Annotated in this window: 19 protein-coding genes and 1 tRNA gene; 14 read left to right on the top strand and 6 right to left on the bottom strand. The window is 69.9% G+C overall.

What is annotated here, in order from left to right:
* Positions 1-74: 74 nt before the first annotated feature.
* On the bottom strand, positions 75-464 hold the full coding sequence (locus OHB04_RS26505) for a winged helix-turn-helix transcriptional regulator (RefSeq protein WP_326690151.1): 390 nt from the start codon (positions 462-464) through the stop codon (positions 75-77).
* Positions 465-575: 111 nt separating this feature from the next.
* Between OHB04_RS26505 and OHB04_RS26500 the strand changes: the two genes are divergently transcribed.
* Positions 576-1841, top strand: a complete 1266-nt coding sequence (locus tag OHB04_RS26500; protein ID WP_326690150.1) for an MFS transporter — start codon at positions 576-578, stop codon at positions 1839-1841.
* Between the two features lie 76 nt (positions 1842-1917).
* Here the strand turns inward: OHB04_RS26500 and OHB04_RS26495 are convergent, their stop codons facing one another.
* Together OHB04_RS26495 and OHB04_RS26490 are read right to left on the bottom strand one after the other, a co-directional pair.
* On the bottom strand, positions 1918-2655 hold the full coding sequence (locus tag OHB04_RS26495) for a maleate cis-trans isomerase family protein (protein WP_326690149.1): 738 nt from the start codon (positions 2653-2655) through the stop codon (positions 1918-1920).
* Positions 2656-2853: 198 nt separating this feature from the next.
* Complete coding sequence (locus tag OHB04_RS26490) at positions 2854-3807, bottom strand: maleate cis-trans isomerase family protein (RefSeq protein ID WP_326690148.1); 954 nt, start codon at positions 3805-3807, stop codon at positions 2854-2856.
* A gap of 236 nt (positions 3808-4043) precedes the next feature.
* Between OHB04_RS26490 and OHB04_RS26485 the strand changes: the two genes are divergently transcribed.
* Both OHB04_RS26485 and OHB04_RS26480 read left to right on the top strand, forming a co-directional pair.
* On the top strand, positions 4044-5027 hold the full coding sequence (locus OHB04_RS26485) for a D-2-hydroxyacid dehydrogenase (RefSeq protein ID WP_326690147.1): 984 nt from the start codon (positions 4044-4046) through the stop codon (positions 5025-5027).
* 192 nt (positions 5028-5219) lie between these two features.
* On the top strand, positions 5220-6638 hold the full coding sequence (locus tag OHB04_RS26480) for an amidase (protein ID WP_326690146.1): 1419 nt from the start codon (positions 5220-5222) through the stop codon (positions 6636-6638).
* A gap of 123 nt (positions 6639-6761) precedes the next feature.
* Here OHB04_RS26480 and OHB04_RS26475 read toward each other — a convergent pair whose 3' ends face one another.
* On the bottom strand, positions 6762-7283 hold the full coding sequence (locus tag OHB04_RS26475; RefSeq protein WP_326690145.1) for a DUF3830 family protein: 522 nt from the start codon (positions 7281-7283) through the stop codon (positions 6762-6764).
* 185 nt (positions 7284-7468) lie between these two features.
* Here OHB04_RS26475 and ehuB point away from each other — a divergent pair, with 185 nt between their 5' ends.
* The 6 genes from ehuB (at position 7469) to OHB04_RS26445 (ending at position 11733) form a co-directional block, all read left to right on the top strand.
* On the top strand, positions 7469-8335 hold the full coding sequence (gene ehuB / locus OHB04_RS26470; protein WP_326690144.1) for an ectoine/hydroxyectoine ABC transporter substrate-binding protein EhuB: 867 nt from the start codon (positions 7469-7471) through the stop codon (positions 8333-8335).
* A complete protein-coding gene (ehuC, locus tag OHB04_RS26465; protein ID WP_326690143.1) occupies positions 8332-9072 on the top strand; it encodes an ectoine/hydroxyectoine ABC transporter permease subunit EhuC in 741 nt (246 codons plus the stop codon). Before ehuB ends, ehuC begins: the two co-directional genes overlap by 4 nt.
* Positions 9072-9722 (top strand): ectoine/hydroxyectoine ABC transporter permease subunit EhuD, encoded by a 651-nt coding sequence (gene ehuD, locus OHB04_RS26460; RefSeq protein WP_326690142.1) that lies wholly within the window; start codon positions 9072-9074, stop codon positions 9720-9722. The genes ehuC and ehuD overlap by 1 nt, the downstream gene beginning before the upstream one ends.
* Before the next feature lie 52 nt (positions 9723-9774).
* The gene (gene ehuA / locus OHB04_RS26455) at positions 9775-10545 is read left to right on the top strand and encodes an ectoine/hydroxyectoine ABC transporter ATP-binding protein EhuA (RefSeq protein ID WP_326692917.1); all 771 of its coding nucleotides are present in this window, start codon (positions 9775-9777) and stop codon (positions 10543-10545) included.
* 192 nt (positions 10546-10737) lie between these two features.
* Positions 10738-11529, top strand: a complete 792-nt coding sequence (locus OHB04_RS26450) for an IclR family transcriptional regulator (RefSeq protein ID WP_326690141.1) — start codon at positions 10738-10740, stop codon at positions 11527-11529.
* Positions 11530-11659: 130 nt separating this feature from the next.
* Positions 11660-11733, top strand: a tRNA-Lys gene (locus OHB04_RS26445).
* Positions 11734-11794: 61 nt separating this feature from the next.
* On the opposite strand, the gene OHB04_RS26440 is transcribed toward OHB04_RS26445, so the two are convergent.
* Together OHB04_RS26440 and OHB04_RS26435 are read right to left on the bottom strand one after the other, a co-directional pair.
* Entirely contained in the window at positions 11795-13657 is a 1863-nt protein-coding gene (locus OHB04_RS26440) for an AMP-binding protein (protein WP_326808450.1), read from the bottom strand.
* A 26-nt stretch (positions 13658-13683) separates the two neighbouring features.
* Positions 13684-14694 carry a DUF3533 domain-containing protein gene (locus OHB04_RS26435; protein WP_326690139.1) on the bottom strand — a complete coding sequence of 337 codons (1011 nt, stop codon included), beginning with the start codon at positions 14692-14694 and terminating at the stop codon, positions 13684-13686.
* 224 nt (positions 14695-14918) lie between these two features.
* On the opposite strand from OHB04_RS26435, the gene OHB04_RS26430 reads away from it, so the two are divergent.
* From OHB04_RS26430 to OHB04_RS26410, 5 genes are all read left to right on the top strand, one after another.
* Positions 14919-15512: a lytic polysaccharide monooxygenase auxiliary activity family 9 protein gene (locus OHB04_RS26430; protein ID WP_326690138.1), complete on the top strand. Its 594-nt coding sequence runs from the start codon at positions 14919-14921 to the stop codon at positions 15510-15512.
* Positions 15513-15684: 172 nt separating this feature from the next.
* Complete coding sequence (locus OHB04_RS26425) at positions 15685-16806, top strand: winged helix DNA-binding domain-containing protein (RefSeq protein ID WP_326692916.1); 1122 nt, start codon at positions 15685-15687, stop codon at positions 16804-16806.
* Positions 16730-17179 (top strand): FCD domain-containing protein, encoded by a 450-nt coding sequence (locus tag OHB04_RS26420; RefSeq protein ID WP_405803816.1) that lies wholly within the window; start codon positions 16730-16732, stop codon positions 17177-17179. Before OHB04_RS26425 ends, OHB04_RS26420 begins: the two co-directional genes overlap by 77 nt.
* A 291-nt stretch (positions 17180-17470) precedes the next feature.
* Positions 17471-19480 carry a glycosyltransferase family 2 protein gene (locus OHB04_RS26415; protein WP_326690137.1) on the top strand — a complete coding sequence of 670 codons (2010 nt, stop codon included), beginning with the start codon at positions 17471-17473 and terminating at the stop codon, positions 19478-19480.
* On the top strand, positions 19477-21480 hold the full coding sequence (locus tag OHB04_RS26410) for a kelch motif-containing protein (protein ID WP_326690136.1): 2004 nt from the start codon (positions 19477-19479) through the stop codon (positions 21478-21480). The genes OHB04_RS26415 and OHB04_RS26410 overlap by 4 nt, the downstream gene beginning before the upstream one ends.
* The last annotated feature ends 70 nt before the right edge of the window (positions 21481-21550 follow it).

Raw genomic sequence — 21550 nt, 5'->3', positions numbered from 1 at the left:
TACGTGCGGTGCGCGGCCTCGTTCGTGCCGTGCCGCGGCCCACGGAGGGTGGGCCGACGGCTCCCTACAACGCGTCAGACGGCCGCTGTCTTCCCCGGGGCACCGTTCCCGGCCGCGAGGGCGCCGCGGACGGTCTCCAGGCGGGACCGGTGCTCGGTGCCCCAGTCCCCCAGCGGGCGGAGGGCCTCGATGAGCGTGCTGCCGGTCGGGGTGAGGGAGTACTCGACCTTCGGCGGCACCGCGTGGTGCACCTCGCGGTGCACGGCCTCGTCGCGCTCCAGCTCGCGCAGATGCTGGATGAGCATCTTCTCGCTGACCCCCGACAGACAGCGCCGCAGCTGGCTGAAGCGCTTGGGCCCGTCGCTGAGCGCCCAGAGGATCAGGCCCTTCCACTTGCCGCCGACCACGTCCAGGGCGGCGTCGAGCCCCGAGACGAACGTCGTCTGGCACTTCCGTGCGGCCATTCGCACCCACCTCCAGGTAAGTACTGCACTTTTAAGTCGGTACTTGTTGGCAGGTAAGCGTACGGCGAGGATCAGCGCGTCCCCACTCCCTTTCATGAGTGCGAGTCCGTCATGCCTCTCTCTGTTTTCTCGCTCATGCTGGTCGTCTTCAGCCTGACGACCGGCGAGTTCGTGATCGCCGGTCTGCTGCCGGAGGTCTCGGGCGACCTGTCGGTGTCCCTCGCCGCTGCGGGGCGGCTGACGACCGCCTATGCGCTGGGCATGATCGTCGGCGGGCCCGTCGTCACCGTGCTGACCGCGCGGCTGGCCCGTAAACCGCTGATCGTCGGCCTGGTGGCCGTCTCCGTGCTCGGGAACGCCGGCTCGGCACTGGCGCCCGGCTATCCGGTGCTGGTGGTGGCGCGGTTCGTGGCCGGGTCGGTCGTGGCCACGTTCTTCGCGGTCGCGATCACCACGGCCGTCTCCATGGCACAGGAGGGGAAACAGGCGTCCACTGTGGCGAAGCTCACCCTGGGCATGAACCTCGGCATCATCCTGGGCACCCCGCTGGGCACCCTGATCGGACAGCACTTCGACTGGCGGACCACCTTCGCGGCCGTCGCGGGATGCAGCGTCCTCGCGCTGCTGCTGGTGCTCCCGTCGGTGCCCGCGCGGCCCTCGACGGTCACCGGATCGGTGCTCGGCGAACTGCGGGTGCTCCTCAAGCGCGACGTCCAGCTCGCGATGGCCCTCACGGTGGCCGGCAACATCGGCGTGGTCACGTTCTTCGTCTACATCACGCCGCTGCTCACCGAGGTGAGCGGCTTCGGGTCCGGTGCCGTACCGGCGTTGCTGCTGGTCTACGGCGCCGGGGCCTTCGCCGGCAACTTCCTCGGCGGGTGGCTCGCCGACCGGGCGCTGATGCCCTCGCTGGCAGGGCTGCTGGCCGGACTGGCGGGCGTGCTGGCGCTGTTCTGGCCGGTGGCCGGGAGCCAGGCGCTCGCGGCCGTACTGACCTTCGTGGTCGGCGTACTGGCGTACGCGATCATTCCCGGCATGCAGACCCGGGTGCTCTCGACGGCGCACTCGGCGCCCACCCTGGCCGTCGCGGTCAACGCCTCGGGCTTCCAGGTCGCGGCGGCCTTCGCCGGGTGGCTGGGCGGCCGGATCGTCGAGGGCGACGCGGGGCCGCGCGGGATTCTCCCCGTCGGCGCGCTGCTGACCCTGGCCGGGCTGGCGGTCGCGGTCTACTCGCTGCGCCGCGACCGCCGGGCCGACGGGACGGCAGCGGCAACGGACACGGGCACGGGCACAGGCACAGGCACAGGCACGGCAACGGACGCAGACATGGCGGGGGCGGAAACACCCTCAGCGGCGGCCGTCGAGGGCCGCCGCTGAGGGCTCGTCCACGCGTGGCGATCAGACGAACGTGATCAGGCGGGAACGATCAGGTGAAGGGGGCAGGTGAAGAGGCTCAGGTGAAGAGCGCGCCCAGCGCGGGGCAGCGCACCTCCAGGTCGAGGAGGCGCAGCCCCTCCCTGGCCGTCACTTGATTGGCCGTCAGGACCGGCTTGCCCAGCTCCTCCTCCAGGGCGGGGATCCAGGCAGCGGTGTGCAGGGCGGTGTCCGGGAGGAGCACCGCCTGCGCGTCGGGGTGGTCGCCGCCGCGGGCGAGGGCCAGGACCTCCTCCTCGCCCCAGGTGCCCACCTCGGCCGCGGTGATGATGCCGCTGCCGCGCATGGCGACGACCTCGGCGCCCGCCGCCTTGAGGAAGCCGGTGAACAGCTCGGCGACGTCCTCGGGATAGGTCGCGGCGATGCTCACCCGCTCCACGCCCAGGTCGCGCACCGCGCCCGCGAAGGCGAAGGAGGTGCTGGAGGCCGGCAGTCCGGCCGTGGCCGACAGCTCGCGCACCTGATCGTGCGCGCCCTCCCAGCCGAAGACGAAGCTGGCGCTGGTGCAGGCCCACACGACGGCCTGGATGTCCTGCTGCTTGACCTCTTCCACCTTGGCGGCGAGCCGGGCGGCCGAGCCCATCTCCAGGAGGGCGTCCACGCGGTGGGCGTCCTCGCCGATGTCGGTGTGCACGAGCGGCAGCCGGACCTCGGCGCCCGCCTCGGCGAGGATCCGCTCCAGCCGCGGGTAGTCGTCCTCGGCCGAGTAGCCGGGGTAGAGGAAACCGACCGCTGGTGCCGATGCCGCCTGTGCCATCTACGCCTCCTGTGTATGTGTGCGCGCCGTGAATGTGTACGCGCGCGTGCCGTTCATGCGTGCGTCCGTGCGTGCTGGAGACCGCCGTACTGCCAGGGGCGGTACGGCGGTTGGGGTCGTGCGGGGTGTCGTACGGAGGTCCGTACGGGATGCCGTGCTCGGGTGCCTGCGCGAGTGCTTGCCGGCACGGACAGGGGGTCAGACCGGGGGCTGGGCGCCGCCGCTCCACTCGTCGGGATGGGACTGCTGGCCGAAGCCCAGATCCGAGGTGCCCTCCATCGGCTCGGACGGCTCTGTGCCTGCCCCGGCGAGCGCCGCCTCCGGCTCGGGTCCCGGTGTCTGATCGTCCGGCTCGCCGAGGCCGTCGCCCTCGTGCGAGATCGGCTGGGAGGGGGTCATGGCCGCCGGGCCGCGCCGGGCGACGGGGTCGAGAAGGGCCTGGTAGGGGCCGACGGCCTCCTTGCCGATGCTGCGCAGCGCCGCCCACATGGTGACCTGGTTGGCCGTGAGAACCGGCATGCGCAGCTCGGCCTCCAGCTGCGGGATGACGTCGTAGGTCGGGAGGTTGGTGCAGGAGATGAACAGCGCGTCGGGCGCGTCGGCCACCGCTTCCCTGGCCATGTCGACCACGTCGCGGTAGGGCACGCGCCAGATCTCCCGGGTCAGGCCCAGGTAGCAGCGCCCGGTGATGCCGATGCCCGCCTCGTCCAGATAGTCCTCCAGGGCGTCGGTCACCGACTTGGTGTACGGGGTGACGATGGCGATGCGCCGCGCGTCGATCTCGCGCAGCGCCTCCAGCAGGGCGCCCGACGTGGTGAGAGAAGGCATCTCACCGGCCTGGGTCATGGCGGCCACCATGGCCCTCTCACCGGCGGTGCCGCCGACGAAACTGCCGGACGTACAGGCGTAGGCCACCACTTCGGGGGCCACGGCGCACAGGGCCCTGACCGCCTCGCGCAGCGTCTCGTGCTCGCTGACCAGACGGGCGAGGTCGAGGCTGACCTCGACGGGCACAAAGGGGGTTCGTGTCAGGTGCAAGGACACGTCGTCCGGCACCCAGCGCCAGAGTTCACGGTCCAGTGCGAAGTCGAAGGGAGCGACGATTCCCACGCCGCGCTGCGGCATCGGTCCGCCGAGGAAGGAGACGTCCATTTCGTGGCCCCAAAAAAACGGAGGGGAGGCTCATGGCCAAAAGGCCCCTGAGTCCAGGGAAGTCAGAGGAATAGCAAAGCCGGTCAGAAGCCGGGACGCCGGGGCAGATGTCTTTGTTGACGAAGGTAGTTTCCGCTCCCTACCGTGGTCAATCCTCCCATCCGAGCAGTGTTCTCGCTCTTCCCGGGGTCACCGCACAGCCAACCGTCCCCACGTTTCGAAACGGTTTCCTGCCTATGTCCGAAACCTGCGTTCTTGTCCTCGACGCCGAGCCTCTTCCTCAGCTCGACCGACTGGCGGGACGTGCCCGTGTCGTGCACGCCGACGAGAGGACCCTCGCCGAAGAACTTCCTGCCGCTGACGTGCTATTGGTCTGGGATTTCCTCTCCGACGCCGTGCGCGAGGCATGGCCGGGCGAGGGCCCCAGGCCCCGCTGGGTGCACACGCCCAGCGCCGGGGTGGACCGTCTGCTTCCGGAGCTGGCCGACGCGGATGAGACGGTCATCACTAATGCTCGAGGCATCTTTGACCGGCCCATTGCCGAATATGTGCTGGGACTCGTGCTAGCCATGGCCAAGGATTTTCGCGGCACATGGGAATTGCAGCGCCAGCGACGCTGGCGGCACCGTGAGACATTTCGGCTCGGCGGAAGTCGCGCGACGGTGGTCGGATCGGGTCCAATCGGCCGGGAAATCGGGCGCGCACTCTTGGCACTGGGTGTCACCGTGGACCTCGTCGGCCGGACCGCACGGGACACGGACGCGGAATTCGGACGCGTCCACAGCACCGGCGAACTGCCCCTGCTCGTCGGCCAGGCGGACTGGGTCGTGTGCGTCGCGCCGCTCACCAACGAGTCGACCGGCATGTTCGACGCGGGAATGTTCGCCCGTATGAAGCCCGGGGCACACTTCCTGAACGTCGGCAGGGGCCAGCACGTCGTCGAGGACGACCTGGTGGACGCGCTGCTCAAGCACCGCATCAAGGGCGCGGCCCTCGACGTCTTCGCCGAGGAGCCGCTGCCCGCCGACAGCCGGCTGTGGGACGTGCCGGGTCTGCTGATCTCCCCGCACATGAGCGGGGACACGGTCGGCTGGCGCGACGACCTCGCCGAGCAGTTCCTGGACAACTTCGACCGCTGGGAGAAGGGCGAACCGCTGCTGAACGTCGTCGACAAGAAGCTCGGCTACGTCCCGACGAAGGCGCCGGGCCCGGCGTCCTGAGCCCGTCGGGCCGGGCCGGCTCCTGGGGCCGGCCCGGCCCGCCTGAGCCCGTCCGGGGCCCGCCGTCCCCGGACCCTTGACCGGGGACTTCCCCGGGCATCTCCACCGGGGGCATCCCCCAGCTCTTCCACCGGAGTTCGCCCCCGGCCCTTCGCCCGGGGCGGCTCCGGTCTCTCCTCGGGAGGTTTCGCCATGTCCGATCTCAACGCGCTGACCGCCACCCAGCTGGTCGCCGGATACGAAGCGGGGGACTTCACCCCCGTGGAGGTCACTCGCGCTGCCCTCGACTGCGCGGCGCAGGCGCAGGCGCATCTCAACGCTTTCGTACGCATCGACACCGAGGAGGCCCTGGCCGCCGCCCAGGAGTCGGCCGACCGCTGGCAGGCCGGGGAGCCGGCCGGCCCGGTCGACGGCGTGCCGGTGACGGTGAAGGACATCCTGCTCCAGCGCGGCGAGGCGACGCTGAAGGGCTCGTGGGCCGTGGACGCCGAGAGCGGCCCGTGGGACGAGGACGCGCCCTCGGTCGGCAGGCTGCGCGAGAGCGGCGCCGTCTTCCTCGGCAAGACGACGACCCCCGAGTTCGGCTGGAAGGGCGTCACCGACAGCCCCCGGCACGGAGTGACGGGCAACCCGTACGCCCCGGACCGCACCGCCGGCGGCTCCAGCGGCGGCAGCGCGGCGGCGGTCGCCTCCGGCGCGGGACCGCTCTCGCTCGGCACGGACGGCGGGGGCTCGGTCCGCATCCCCGCGTCCTTCTGCGGGATCTTCGCGCTGAAGCCGACGTACGGGCGGGTCCCGATCTACCCCGCCAGCGCCTTCGGCACGCTCGCGCACGTGGGGCCGATGACGCGGGACGCGGAGGACGCGGCCCTGCTCATGGACGTGATCACGGCCCCCGACTCGCGCGACTGGTCCCAGCTCGGCCCCGTGCCGCACAGCTACCGCGGGGCGCTGGCGGCAGGCGCGGAGGGGGTACGGGGGCTGCGCGTCGCCTACTCCCCCGACTTCGGCGGCCGGGTGAGCGTCGACCCCCAGGTCGCGGCGGCGGTGCGGGGCGCGGTGACCCTGCTGGAGGAGCTGGGCGCGCAGGTCGAGGAGACGGATCCCGGGTTCGCGGACCCGGTCGAGGCGTTCCACACGCTGTGGTTCAGCGGTGCCGCACGGGTAACAGAGAGTTTCAGCCAAGATCAGCGGGCGCGTCTTGATCCCGGCCTGCGGGAGGTCTGCGAGGACGGCGCGGCACGCAGCGCGCTGGACTATCTGGCCGCCGTGGACGTACGGATGGCGCTCGGAAAGCTGATGGGGGCCTTCCACGAGACCTACGACCTGCTGGTGACCCCCGCGATGCCGATCACCGCCTTCGAGGCGGGGGTCGAGGTGCCGCGCGGGTCGGGGATGACCCGGTGGACCGAGTGGACCCCGTTCTCGTACCCCTTCAACATGACGCAGCAGCCTGCCGCGTCGGTCCCCTGCGGGGTGGATGAGCGGGGGCTGCCCATCGGTGTGCAGCTCGTCGGTGCCCGGCACGCGGACGCGCTCGTGCTTGCGGCCTCTCACGCGTTGTTCGAGGCCGGGGCCGCCTCCGGTGTGGGGGCGCCCTCGCTCGCGTAAGCAGCACGCTCGTACGCGGCTGCGAGCCCGGAGCCGGGGTGTGCCCATCCGTTCCTCCCCCCAAGCTCTTCGAGCAGGAGGGACCCCCAAGCGGAACGCCTGCCCACACCCCGGCGGCCTGCTCTACTTCCTACGGAAACTCAGCGTTTCTCCGAGGGCGCCCGCGCGCCAGAGGTCCTGGCAGGCCTCCGCCATCTCGTCGAGGCCCTCGACGATAGAGCCCCAGACGATGCCGGGGACCCAGCCCGCGTCACCGTTGATCAGCAGGTTGTTGCGCTCGTAGAAGAGCGCGAGGTCGATCACGGTGGCGCGGTTGCTGTGCGCCGCCTCGGCTCCGCGCTGTTCCGCCGCCGCCTCGTATCCGTACGAGGAGGTGCTCAACTGTGTGTCGGAGAAGGTGAAATAGCAGAGGTCACCGGGAATGGGCGTAATGGTGGGATTTTCCAGTGGCGGCTCCTGGGGAGCGAAGGGGGGAATGAGGGCATAGATCTCGTTGCGCGCGTACTTCGCGTGATAGACGTCGCCGCCCAGAGGCAGCGCGTCCCACACAGCAGCGCAGGTGATCGGGGCGCGGTCGTCGAGCAGCTTTGCAGTGCAGCTCACTCCCCGCTTGTCCAACGAGACTTCAATGAAGCGATCAGCCATCGTGCCTCCGCACCAGGGTGGTCATTTACTCGCCAATGGTGACGCAGCGGGACCCCTTGGCGCGACCCCGTAAGAGGCCAAAAAAGATCCGCATATCTTCGGCAAAGCTGGGTAACAGCGCGCCCATGGCTCCACCACAAGGGAACAACACCGGAAGTGCCGGAAGAGGTTTCAGCCGTCGCTCGATGCTCGCCGCAGCGGCGTCTTTGGGTGCGGTGAGTGCGCTCGGGGCAACCAGCGCATGCAGTCGGGTGTCCAGCGCGGACGCCGGAGACGGGGGAGAACTACTGGAGCGGCTGAAGGCTCAGGGCACGGTGAAGCTCGGGCTCGCAGGTGAACAGCCCTACAGCTACATCGACAAGGACGGGGAGCTTACGGGGAGCTCGCCCGCGATCGCCCGGATCATCTTCAAGCGGCTGGGCATCCCGAACGTCCAGCCCTTCCCGACCGAATTCAACTCGCTGATCCCGGGTCTCAACTCGCAGCAGTTCGATGTGGTTGCAGCCGGTATGTACATCACGCCTGATCGCTGCAAGCAGGTGGTCTTCGCGGACCCCGAGTACGAGATGCGGGACGCGTTCATCGTGCGCAAGGGCAATCCCAAGAACCTTCGTACATACGCGGACATCAAGAAGGCCGGGGCCAAAATGGCGACGGGTACGGGATATGCCGAAATCGCCTACGCCGAGGAGGAGGGCGTCAAGGAGTCGGAGATGCTCCTGTTGCCCGACCAGTTGGCGGGACTACTTGCGGTCGAACAGGGCAGGGCCGATGTATTCGCCGGAACGGCGGTTACGGTGCGCAATGTGGTCAAGCAGACCAAAAGCCGGAAGGCCGAGTTCACCGAGGCTTTCACTCCCAAGCTGGAGGGAAAGCCCGACCTCGGCACCGGCGCCTTCGCCTTCCGTCAGAGCGAGACGCATCTGCGCGAGGTCTTCAACCGCGAGCTGCGGAAGATGAAGAAGAGCGGTGAGCTGTTCCGCGTGATGAAGCCCTTCGGCTTCCTCCCGGAGGAGATGACGACCATGACCGCGAAGGAGCGCTGTAAATGACGGACCTCACCGCGGGTTTGTGGGAGCTGCTCCTCAAGGGGGTATGGGTCACCGTCCAGCTGACCGTCTACAGCGCGGCGCTGGGAGCCTTCGTCGCCTTTGTGGTGGGTGTCGCCAAGACGAACAGGCTGTGGATCGTACGGTTCGTCTCCGGTCTGTACATGGAGATCTTCCGCGGCACCTCGGCACTGGTGCTGATGTTCTGGATGTTCTTCGTGCTGCCGGTCGCCTTCGGCTGGCAGCTGGTGCCGATGTGGGCCGCGGTCCTCGCGCTGGGCCTGTCGTACGGGGCCTACGGTTCGGAGATCGTGCGCGGCGCCCTGGCGGCCGTCGCGCCGGCCCAGCAGGAGGCGGGTATCGCGCTCAGCTTCTCGCCCTGGCAGCGGCTGACGAAGATCTCGCTGCCGCAGGCGTGGCCGGAGATGATCCCGCCGGCCAACAACCTGCTGATCGAGCTGTTGAAGGGCACCGCGCTGGTGTCCGTACTCGGTGTCGGTGACATCACCTTCGGGGCAGCGCTGGTGCGCAACGCGCTCGGCCAGAGCGCCCCGGTCTACACGATCATCCTGGTCATGTACTTCGTCCTGGCCTTCCTGCTCACGCGGATCATGCGCGCCGTCGAGCGGAAGGCCAAGGCGGGCATCGGCCAGACCCCGGAAAAGGGCAAGGGCGTGCGCAAGCTCAACCTCCGTGAAGCCACGAACATCGCCCGTTCCAGCGCGGGAGGTGCGTCCTGATGAAGTGGGACTGGTCCGCTGTCGGCGACTTCATGCCGCGCTTCTGGGACGGCGTGCTCGTCACGCTCCAGGCGCTGGTGCTCGGCTCGCTCATAGCGTTCGCGCTCGGCCTGGTCTGGGCGATGGCACAGCGCTCTCCGCTGAAGGCCGTGCGGTGGCCGGTGATGATCGTCACCGAGTTCATCCGCAACACCCCGCTGCTGGTGCAGCTGTTCTTCCTGTTCTACGTGATGCCGGAGTGGGGCGTCACCCTGTCCGCGCTGACCACCGGCGTCATCGCGCTCGGGCTGCACTACTCGACGTACACCGCCGAGGTCTACCGCGCCGGTATCGACGGCGTTCCGGTCGGCCAGTGGGAGGCGGCGACGGCGCTCAGCCTGCCACCAAGCCGCACCTGGGGCGCCGTCATCCTGCCGCAGGCGATCCGCCGCGTGGTGCCCGCGCTGGGCAACTACGTGATCGCGATGCTGAAGGACTCGCCGATGATCGCGACCATCGGCGCACTCGACATGCTCGGCCAGGCGCGGCAGTTCACCTCGATCACCTTCCTGCCGACGGAGCCGATCACCGTGGTCGGCGTCGCCTTCATCGTCATCGCCTACCCGGCATCCCTGCTTACGCGAGCCCTGGAGCGTCGTCTTGTCCGCTGACAGCACCCAGAACACCCCGAGCACCACGCCAAAGGAGGCCGGCAACCCGGCCGTGGACGGCGGCGAACTGATCAAGTTCGACAACGTCACCAAGCGGTACGGCGAGAACGTCGTGCTCGACAACCTCTGTTTCGACGTGGCCTCCGGCAAGCACGTCACCCTGATCGGCCCCTCGGGATCGGGCAAGACCACGATCCTGCGGCTGCTGATGACGCTGGTGAAGCCCGACGAGGGCACCATCAAGGTCGCCGGTGAGTACCTCTCCCACGAGGAGAAGAACGGCAAGCTGGTGCCCGCGGGCGAGAAGCACTCCCGCGAGGTCCGCAAGAACATCGGCATGGTCTTCCAGCAGTTCAACCTGTTCCCGAACATGAAGGTGCTGCGGAACATCACCGAGGCGCCGGTGCACGTGCTGGGCCTGAACAAGGACGAGGCCGAGCAGCGCGCCCGCGAGCTGATCGAGCTGGTGGGCCTGTCCGACCACCTGGACAAGTACCCCACCCAGCTGTCCGGCGGCCAGCAGCAGCGCGTGGCGATCGCCCGCGCGCTCGCCATGCGCCCGCAGGTACTGCTGCTGGACGAGGTCACCTCGGCCCTCGACCCGGAGCTGGTGGCCGGGGTGCTGGACGTCCTGCGCGACATCGCCCACACCACGGACATCACCATGCTCTGCGTCACTCACGAGATGAACTTCGCCCGGGACATCTCGGACGACGTGCTGATGTTCGACGCGGGCCGCGTCATCGAGTCCGGCGCGCCGGAGAAGATCTTCAGCGACCCGGAGCACGAGCGGACCAGGGAGTTCCTGAGCGCCGTGCTGTGAGGGCGCGGTGCGCGGGCCCGTGCCACCCGGCGCGGGCCCGCGCGCACCGAGGGGGCGCACGCAAGCTCGCGGCATATGCCGAAAGCAGCAACACCGCCCTTACCGCACGGTCTTGGCCGCTATCGTGATAGGCACAGCCGTGACCGCGTGGTGCGGCCACGGTGCAAACGGTCACAACCCCAGGGGGACACCGTGGCGCTACTCCAACCATCCGGGGACCCGTCTCCGGAGCCCGAGCGGGAGACCGCCGCGCCGTTCGACTCGGTGCAGTACGCCCTGCGCGTGCTGGAGTCCGTGGCCCGGCACCGGGACGGCGTCCGCCGGGAAGAGATCTCCCGGGAGACGGAGCTGCCGCCCGGCCAGCTGTCCCACCTGCTGCGGATGCTGCGCGGCGAGGGCTACCTCGACCGCCTCGGCGACGACTCCTACGTCGTCGGGGAGTCGCTGGTCCTGCTGGGCTCCGGCGTGGACCGGGCCCGTGCGCTGCGCGAACAGCTCCAGCGCACCCTGACCGAGCTGCGCGATACGGTCGGCGCCGCCATCTACTTCGCCCGCTACCACGACGGCGAGCTGGAGACCACGCAGGTCGCGGACGGGCCGCAGACTCCATCGGTCAACCAGTGGGTGGACTTCCGCTCGGCCGTGCACGCGACCGCGATCGGAAAGTGCCTGCTCAGCCAGCTCGACGACGACGGCCGACGGGATCATCTGGCCCGGCACAAGACGGCCCGGCTGACCTCGCGCACGATCACGGACGAGCGGCTGCTGCTGAACACCCTGGACCGCCAGCCGTCCATCGTTCCCATGCTCGACCTCCAGGAGTACGCGGTGGGCACGGTGTGCGCGGCGGTCCCGGTGACGGCGGGCTCCTCGGTGAGCTGCCTGGCGCTCTCGCTGCCCGTCGGCCAGGCGCACCGGCTGCGCAGGGCGGCGGAGACCCTCAGCAAGCGGGCGGCGCCGGTGATGCTGTCCCTCGCGATCTGAGTCCGCCCGGACCCTGGCGATCCGAGGCCGTCCGGAGCGGCCCCGGGCGGGTTCCGGCGGCACCCGGGTGGTCATCAGCACCCCCGGGAGGGGGTAGTATTTCTTGTCGTCAGCCGGAAACGGCAGACAGGCGCCGTTAGCTCAGTTGGTTAGAGCAGCTGACTCTTAATCAGCGGGTCCGGGGTTCGAGTCCCTGACGGCGTACAGCGAAAGAGGCCGGGTCCCCTTGGGAAACCAAGGGGACCCGGCCTTTTACATGCTCCGGTTACATGCTCCGGCGCGGCGGGTGCGGGGACGGAGGCGACTGCTGCTGCTGAGGCGGAGGCGGAGGCGGAGGCGGCAGCAGGTGCGTGCGCCGGTGTGCGGCGTACTCGGCCAGGAGGGCGCGGGTGTCGTCCGGGGTCAGCCGCCGGTACGCGCGGGTGGCGCCTGCGGAGGTGGCGTCAGTGGAGGTGGCGCCTGCGGAGGTGGCGTCAGTGGGGGTGGCCGATCCCGCCGCGAAGGGCCGCCACCACACCTCGCCCTCCCTGTCTCCCTCGCCCTCCTCGCCTCCCTCTCCCCCGCCGAGAAAGCCGGTACGCCGGAGCGCCGCCCGGTCGATCTTGTTGGTGGCCGTCACCGGCAGCGCGGGCAGCACCCGTACGAAGCGGGGCGCCGACTTGGTGGACAGGTCGGGCTGGGCGGCCAGGAAGGCGGCGAACTCCTCCGGGTCGAAGGGCCGCTGCCGCTCCAGGGCGAGGGCAGCCATGACCTGGTCCCCGGAGACGGGGTCGGGCACGGCGTACACCGCAGCCGAGGTCACCCCCGGGCAGCGGGCGAGGAGGTGCTCGATGACGGCGGCGGCCAGGTTCTCCCCGTCGACCCGCAGGCGGTCGTCGGTGCGGCCCGCGAAGTGGAACCAGCCCTCCTCGTCGCGGAAGAAGAGGTCCCCCGTCCAGTACCAGCCGCGCGCGGTGCGGGCCGCCTCCGCTGCCGCGTTCTTCCAGTAGCCCTCGAAGAGGGACGGGCCCCGGTTGACCAGCTCGCCGATGGCGGCGTCGACGCCGGTGAGGGTGCCATCGGCCGTCCGGCGGGCCCGGGTGCGCTCGGCGCCGGTCTCCGGGTCGACGACGGCCAGGTCCGCGCCGGGGGCGGGCCGGCCGACGGCGCCGGGCGGTGCTCCGTCGCTGTGCTGGATGGCGGCGCCGCCCTCGGAGGAGCCGTAGCCCTCCACGAGCGGGGTGGCGAAGCGCGCGGTGAAGCGGGCCGCGTCCACGGGCCCGGCCTCGGTGCCGAAGCCCAGCCGCAGCGGGTTGTCCGCGTCGTCGTCCCGCTCCGGGGTGGCCAGGAGGTACTGGATGGCCCGGCCGACGTAGGTGAAGTACGTCGCCCCGTACGCGCGCACCTCCGGCAGGAAGCGGGAGGCGGAGAAGCGGCGGGCCAGCGCGACCCCGGCGCCGCCCGCGAGCGCCGGCGCCCAGCCCGCCAGCACGGCGTTGCCGTGGAACATCGGCATGCACAGGTAGTGGACGTCCGCCCGGCGTACGGCGAAGTTCCGGGCCAGCGCGCGGCCGGCGCCCGCCAGCCTGCCCTGGGTGACGATCACGGCCTTGGGCGCGCCCGTGGAGCCGGAGGTGAAGGTCAGCAGCATCCGGCCCCCCGGCTCAGGGGGGTGGACGGTGACCTCGCCGGGCTTGGCTCCCTCGTAGGGGCGCAGCAGCGCGGTGTAGCCGGGCTCGTCGGTGACCAGGAGCCGGCCGGGGGCGAGCACGGGCAGGTCGAGGCCGTCCAGCAGCGGGAGCAGCGCGGCCCCGGTGACGAGGAGGGCGCACTCGGTGTGGGTGATGTCCCGGGCGAGTTCGGCTCCGCGCCGGGTGGTGTTGAGGCCGACGGCGGTGACCCCGGCCAGCGCGGCGGCGGCGAGCCAGAGCGGGTATTCGGGGGTGTTGTCGAGCAGCAGGCCGACGTGCGGCTCGGCGCCGCGCGGCAGCAGGTCGCCCAGCAGCGCGGCGCGTGCGGCGGCAGCGGCGGCGGCGCCGTGGTGGGTGAGGCTGCCCCCGTCCCAGCGCAGCCCGTCGGCGCGGTGGTCCTCCCACTGGGCCCGCACCAGTGCGGCAAAGGTCTCCGGTGTGCTCCCCGGTGCGCTCATGGCCGCGCACCATAGTTGACGCCGCGTCAGATCGGGAGGGCCAGGCCCGGTTCTCTGCGCCGCAGCGAGCCCACGAGCAGCAGCAGGGCGCCCGCGACCGCCCAGGCGGCCAGCACGACCATGGGCACGGCCAGCGCGTTGCCGGAGAAGTAGACGATGTTGCGTACGGCCGTGGTACCGGCGCCGGTGGGGATCCAGTCTCCGATGGCGCGCCAGAAGGACGGGATCAGGTGCTTCTGGAAGGCGCCTCCCGCGCTGGGATTGCCCAGGACGACGAAGATGACGACGGCCAGGCCGATGCCGACGATCCCGAAGAACGCCTGGAGCGCCATCGTGATGGCCGCCGTACCGAAGACGATGAGCGCGCCGGTCCACCACAGCGCCGCGAAGTGGCCGGGCAGTGCGTGCAGCACCGGGTCGACGATGACCGCGCCGCCCAGCCCCGAGAGCACGGAGTAGAGGGCGACCCCGGTCAGCCGGATCACCCCGTGGCCCGGTCTGGCCGGCCTGGTGCCGATGGTCACCCCCAGCAGGGAGGCCACCAGATAGCCGCCCACCAGCCAGCCGACGATGAGGTAGAAGGCGGTGAGGCTCTCGTGGTCCTGGCTTCCGGAGGGGGCGACGTCCGTCACCTTCAGCTGCCGCCGCTGGTCGGCCGCCACCTTCTCGCCGACCTTGCGCAGGGCCTGGGCCTGCGGTCCGCCCGCGGCGGAGGCCACCAGCAGGGTGTCCCGCCCGCCGCGCGGGTTCATCAGGTAGGCGCCCTCCGCGTTCCGCTCGGTGATGCGCTGACGCGCGGCCTTCTCGTCCTTGACGGAGGTGGTCTCCACGGGGTGTCCGGGCAGCGTGTCGAGCCGGTCGGCGGCCTGCTGGGGGGCGACGACGGCGATCGGGACGCCCTGCGGGTCGGGGTGGTGGAAGGAGCCGATGTAGGAGAGCAGGAAGCCGAGTTGGATGAAGAGCACGCCGATGACGAGCACGAGGGCACCGGGCGAGAGGGTGCCGCGGACTCCGGCGTCGGGGGTGGCGTTGTGCATGATCCCAATCCCTTATTGATGATTTCTCCCATCCATACCTCATGGCCCGGTTTATCCACGCCAGCGAAAGGGCGGGGGAGCAGAACTACCTCTTGCATTGGTCTGGACATGACCTGACGGGCGCCACTAGATTCCGGCTTGGTCTAGACCGATGAGACCGCAGAAAGCGGTACACCCCATACGCAGAGCAACTCCGCACCCCCCACGAACCACCAGGAGCGAGCATGCGCAAGAAGATCGCCGCTGCCGTCGTCGGACTCGGCCTCGGAGGGGCCGCCATGCTGTTCACGGGCGGCTCGGCCCAAGGCCACGGCTACAGCCAGGACCCGACGAGCCGTCAGGCGTTCTGCGCCGACGGCACGGTGACCGACTGCGGCGCCATCCAGCACGAGCCCCAGAGCGTCGAGGGCCCCAAGGGCTTCCCCGAGGCCGGACCCGAGGACGGCGCGATCTGTTCCGCCGGCAACGAGAGCTTCAAGGAACTGGATGACCCGCGCGGCGGGAAGTGGCCCACCAACAAGGTCGAGGCGGGCAAGGACCACACCTTCAAGTGGAACGTGACCGCCAGGCACTCGACCACGGACTTCTCGTACTACGTCACCAAGGACGGCTGGGACCCCAACAAGCCGCTGACCCGCGCCGATCTGGAGCCCGAGCCCTTCTTCACCGTGCCGATGAACGGCGAGCAGCCGCCCGCCGAGTGGACCGCGCAGGGCAAGCTCCCCGAGGGCAAGTCCGGCCGGCACCTGATCGTCGGCGTCTGGACGATCGCCGACACCGCCAACGCCTTCTACTCCTGCGCCGACGTCGAATTCTGACCACCACCTCTACCTCTTCGACAGCCGTCCGCCCCTGAGACGGCGCACCACGGACACCACCCCCCACACCGAGGGCCGGGCCGCACCGAGCGGCCCGGCCCTCGCCCGCGACGTCCCGGCCCTCGCGGCCGTGTCCGTAGCGGGGGGCGCGGCCATCGGCGAGACTCTTGCCATGTCGCCCGCGCACCCCGCCCGGCTCACCCGGCCCGCCCTGACCCGCGCCCTGCTCGCCCGCCAATTCCTCATCGAGCGCGCCCGGATGCCGGTACGGGAGGCGGTCGAACACCTCGTCGGCATCCAGGCCCAGGCGCCCAAGCCGCCCTACTTCGCGCTGTGGACCCGGCTTGCGGACTTCGACCCCCGCGAGCTGTCCCGGCAGCTGGAGGACCGCGAGCTGGTCAGGATCAGCGTCATGCGCGGCACGGTCCACCTGGTCAGCGACAGCGACGCCGTACAGCTGCGCCCCCTCACCCAGCGGATCCACGAGAGCGCCCTGCGCACCAGCTACGGCAAGGCCCTGGACGGCGAGGACCCCGGGCGCATCGCCGAGGCGGCCCGCCGGCTGCTCGCCGCGGGCCCGTGCACCGGCACCGAGCTGGGCGTCCTGCTCCAGGAGCGCTGGCCCCACCTGGAGGCGCGCGCCCTGTCGATGACGGCGCGCTATCTGCTGCCGCTGGTGCAGGTGCCGCCGCGCGGGCTGTGGGACCGTTCGGGCCGGCCGGTGCTCGACACCCTGGAGTCGTGGCTGGACCGTCCGCTGACGCCCGAGCCGTGCGTGGAGACGATGGTGCTGCGCTATCTGGGCGCCTTCGGACCCGCCTCCGTGCGTGACGCGCAGGCCTGGTCGGGCCTGACCCGGCTGAAGGAGGTGCTGGAGCGGCTGCGGCCCCAGCTGCGGGTCTTCACCGACGAGGAGGGCCGCGAGCTGTACGACCTGCCCGAGGCACCGCGCCCCGACCCCGAACTGCCGCTGCCGGCCCGCTTCCTGGCGGAGTACGACAACGTCATCCTCTCCCACGCCGACCGCTCCCGCCTGCTGGACGAGGCCGTACGCCGCTCGCTGGCCACCAAGAACGGCCAGGTGCCCGGCACCTTCCTGCTGGACGGCAGGGTGCGCGGCAGCTGGAAGGCGGACACCCGGCGCAAGACCGCCACCCTCACCCTCACCCCCTTCGGCCGGCTCACCGACGACGAGGAGCGGACGCTGGCCGAGGAGGGTGAGCGGCTGCTGGCCTTCGCCACCGACGGCGGCCCGGGGCCGCACACGGTCGAGTTCGCCGCGGGCGGGGAGTGAGAGGGCTCAGGAGGCGCGGGCCGGGGGCGTACGCGCCGAGACCGACCGCGCCTTTCACTCCGCGCTCTACGCCGGGCTCGGCGACTCTCCCCCGAGCGCGGCACTGGACGCGTTCTGGGACGCGTTCCACCGGTTACGGACAGATCTGGCCGAGCTGCGCCTGGACCCCCTGGTAACCCGGCGACAGCACGCCGAAATCCTCGCGGCTGTCCGGTCGGGGGACATACGACGTACCGAGGAGGCGGTTCGCGACCACTTCGGGAACGTTCGTGAGCGGCTGCGCTCGACGCCCTCCGAAGTACTCACCAAGAAGCCACACTTCGATGACTCATCCGTCACATCAGCCTCGCCCATACCACCACATTGGCGTTGAACCGCCCCTACCGGCCTTGCGATCACGCGGCGAGTCCGAGAGCCTGACGTAGGGTCACCGCTCCACGAGTCCGCGTAGTCGCCCAGGTGAGGGGCCGGGCGGCAGAGCGTCCCCGCACCACGCGCCGGGGGAGGAGGCGTGGTGAACACGTGACTACGACCATGGAACCGGAAGTCGGCCCGTCGCTGTCTCAGAAGCAGCGGCCGAAGCACGCCGCGCCAGCGTCTAGGGGGCCGAGGACGCGGGCCAGCACGAGAACACGCGGTGCGCCGCGTGTGGGGGGATGCCCTGATGACCATGCCGCCAGCCGGCCCCCGACCGCCGGAGTCCGGCGACGACCCCACCCGGACGACGCAGCTGCGGATACCCGGACAGCGGCGTCAGCGCGGCACCTCCGGACGCGGCCACCGTTGGACCCGCAAGGCCCTGCCACGCTACGACTACGAGCACTACAGCCGGCTGGCCGGGCCGCTCAACCAGCCCGAGCCCGGCAAGCCCTACCGCGTCGGGTACCGCAGCCTGCTGGCCGACGAACCGCACCGGGTACGCGCGGGCTTCCTGCTGTGTCTGGCCCCGCTGCTGTCGGCCGGATTGCTGGTGTGGCTGATGCAGCCCCAGCACTGGACGCAGCGCGACAAGGGCGAGGTCTCCGACCTGGTCCTCCAGCTCGACATCGTCATGCTGGTCTCGATCGGCCTGATCGAGCTGTTCCGCACGCTGAACGTCGTCTCCAACGCGCACGCCACGCTGGTCGCGCGCGATCCGATACCCGTGGTGCCCGAGTCCGGCACCCGCGTCGCCTTCCTCACCTCGTTCGTGCCCGGCAAGGAGCCGATCGAGATGGTCACCAAGACCCTGGAGGCGGCCATCAGGATCCGGCACCGCGGCACCATGCACGTGTGGCTGCTCGACGAGGGTGACGACCCCGAGGTCAAGGACGTGTGCCTGCGCCTGGGGGTGCACCACTTCTCCCGCAAGGGCGTCGCCAAGTGGAACACCGACAAGGGTGCCTTCCGTGCCAAGACCAAGCACGGCAACTACAACGCCTGGCTGGACGCGCACGGCGACCACTACGACTACTTCGCCGGGGTCGACACCGACCACGTCCCGCTCCCCAACTACCTGGAGCGGATGCTCGGATACTTCCGTGACCCCGACGTGGGCTTCGTCATCGGCCCCCAGGTCTACGGCAACTACGACAACTTCGTCACCAAGGCGGCCGAGAGCCAGCAGTTCCTCTTCCACGCGCTCATCCAGCGCGCGGGCAACCGCTACGACGCGCCGATGTTCGTCGGCACCAGCAACGCCGTACGCATCAAGGCCCTCAAGGCCATCGGCGGCCTCTACGACTCCATCACGGAGGACATGGCCACCGGCTTCGAGATGCACCGCCACAAGAACCCGGAGACCGGCAACAAGTGGCGCTCGGTCTACACCCCCGACGTGCTCGCGGTCGGCGAAGGCCCCAACGCCTGGACGGACTTCTTCACCCAGCAGCTGCGCTGGTCGCGCGGCACCTACGAGACGATCCTCAAGCAGTACTGGCGCGGCCTGGGCACCATGCCGTTCGGGAAGCTCTTCAACTACACGATGCTGATGATCTTCTACCCGATCTCGGCGCTCAACTGGATCCTCGCCGCCCTCTCCTGCGCCCTCTTCCTCGGCATGGGCGCCTCCGGTGTCCAGATAGACCCCACCGTGTGGATGGCGCTGTACGGCAACGCCACGGCCCTCCAGATCGGCCTGTACGTCTGGAACCGGCGGCACAACGTCTCCCCCCACGAGCCCGAGGGCTCCGGCGGTCTGGCCGGCATGCTGATGTCCGCGCTGTCCGCGCCGATCTACGCGCGCTCCCTCTTCGACACCTTGCTGCGTCGCAAGAGCAAGTTCGTGGTCACCCCCAAGGGCGACTCGGCCAGCCCCGACACGCTCTTCGGCACCTTCCGGGTGCATCTCTTCTTCATCTTGATCTTCGGTGGCTCGTTCGTGGGCTCGCTCTACCTGGGCCATGACCACCCGGCGATGCTCACCTGGGCCGCGCTCGCGCTGCTGATCACGGCGGCGCCGATCATCGGGTGGCGCTTCACCGTCCGCGCGGAGAAGAAGAAGCGCAAGCACTCGAAGAAACACCGGCACGGTTCCGGTCAGAAGCCCCCGGCCGCCGAGACCGGCGGCCCCGGCGGCGGGGCGGCGACCACCGCCGAGCTCCCCGTGGCGCCCGCACCCGCGCAGGGTCCCCGCGGCCGGGCAGGCTCACCTGACGAGACCATGCAGATCGCCCTTGGGGGACGTAAGAAATGAAGTACCGACCGAGCCGTCGGGCCAGGCGCATAGCCATCGGCACGGCGGTCGTACTCGTGATAGCCGGGTTCAACGGGCCCGCCCTGTACGGCTTCGCCTCGGAGCAGTATCACGAGTACGAGATCAACCAGCCGGAGTACAAGGCCGAGAAGGGCCACTGGCAGTTCGTCGACATCCCCGAGAAGTACCGGATCAACACGATCCACGCGGCGCTGCTCAACACCGGAAAGGTTCTGCTGGTCGCGGGCTCCGGCAACAACGCCAAGAACTTCGACTCGAAGAGCTTCCGCACCGTCTTGTGGGACCCGGTCGACAACACCTTCAAGAACATCCCCACCCCCAGCGACCTGTTCTGCTCGGGCCACAACCAGCTCCCCGACGGAAAGCTGCTGGTCGCGGGCGGTACCCAGCGTTACGAGACGCTCAAGGGCGATGTGAAGAAGGCCGGCGGGCTGATGTTCCTCTACAACGAGAGCCCCGACCGGGCCAAGACCGTCAAGAAGGGCACCCGCTTCACCGGCAAGGAGGACGGCAAGACCTTCGTCGCGCAGAACGATGTGATCATCCCTCGTGCGAAGAAGAAGACGGACGCCCTCGGCCGGGTCCGGGTGGAGGCCAGCTTGGCGCGCGTCTACGCCGAGGCCGAGCACAAGGGCCGCCAGTACTCCACGGGCTCCCAGGACAAGTACACGGTCAGCGGGCTGCGGGGCGCCGAGAAGAGGAACATCTACGGCATCGCCCAGAAGATGTCCTTCGACAAGAAGGACTTCCAAGGCATCAAGGACGCCTACGAGTTCGACCCGGTGGCCGAGCGCTACATCACCGTCGACCCGATGCACGAGGCCCGCTGGTACCCCACGCAGGTCACCCTCCAGGACGGCAGGGTGCTCACCGTCTCCGGTCTCGACGACATCGGCCAGGTCGTGCCGGGGAAGAACGAGATCTACAACCCCGACACCAAGAAGTGGTACTACCTGCCCAAGACACGCTTCTTCCCGACCTACCCCGGGCTGCACCTGATCGGCCAGAACCGGCTCTTCTTCAGCGGCACCACCGCCGGCTACGGCCCCGACAACAAGGGCCGCATCCCCGGCGTCTGGGACCTGGAGACCAACCAGTTCACCAAGATCCCCGGCATGAGCGACCCGGACACCCTGGAGACCTCCATGTCCGTGCCGCTGCCGCCGACGCAGTCGCGCAAGTACATGGTCGAGGGCGGCGGCGGGGTCGGTGAGTCCCCCAAGACCACCGACAAGACCCGCATCGTGGATCTGAGCACCGACAGCCCCCGCTTCCAGGACGGCCCCAAGCTCTACGACAAGGTCCGCTACCCCAGCAGCGTCATCCTGCCGAACGACACCGTGCTGACGACCAACGGCTCGGGGCAGTACCGGGGCAAGGGCGACAGCAACGTGCTCAAGGCGGGCATCTACGACCCGAAGAAGAACGCCTTCGACGAGGCCGCCGCACCCCTGGTCGGCCGCAACTACCACTCCGGCGGCCTGCTGCTGCCCGACGGCCGCGTGATGACCTTCGGCTCGGACTCGCTCTACTCCGACAAGGCCAACACCAAGCCCGGCCAGTTCGACCAGCGGATCGAGATCTACACCCCGCCCTACCTCAACAAGGGCAAGAAGCAGCCCGATCTCCAGGACGTCGGCAAGAGCCGCAAGACGCTGTCACTGGGCGACAGCGTGTCCTTCAAGAGCGAGGACGCCGCGAAGCTGAAGAAGCTGCGGCTCGTGCGGCCCGGGTCCTTCACGCATGTGACCAACGTCGAGCAGTCGTCGGTCGCCCTGAAGATGCGGAAGTCCGAGGACGGCACGCTGCGCACGACGCTCCCCGACGATCCCTCGCTCGTGACCCCGGGCTGGTGGATGGTCTACGGCATCGACAAGGACGGCATCCCGTCCAAGGCGAAGTGGCTCAAGGTCAACGTCGACCCGACGGCCCAGCACACGACGGCGACGACGGGCGACCCGAAGGTGAACCCGAACTGAGCGAAGCCGGGCGGGCTGACTTCAGCCCGTCCGGCGGATCTTTCTGTTGCCCTCTTTCCTGGTGCTGAGC

Source organism: Streptomyces sp. NBC_01775 (genome assembly GCF_035917675.1).
Classification (GTDB): domain Bacteria; phylum Actinomycetota; class Actinomycetes; order Streptomycetales; family Streptomycetaceae; genus Streptomyces.
Note: the sequence above shows the minus strand (reverse complement) of the source record. Positions and strands in the feature narration are given on the sequence as shown.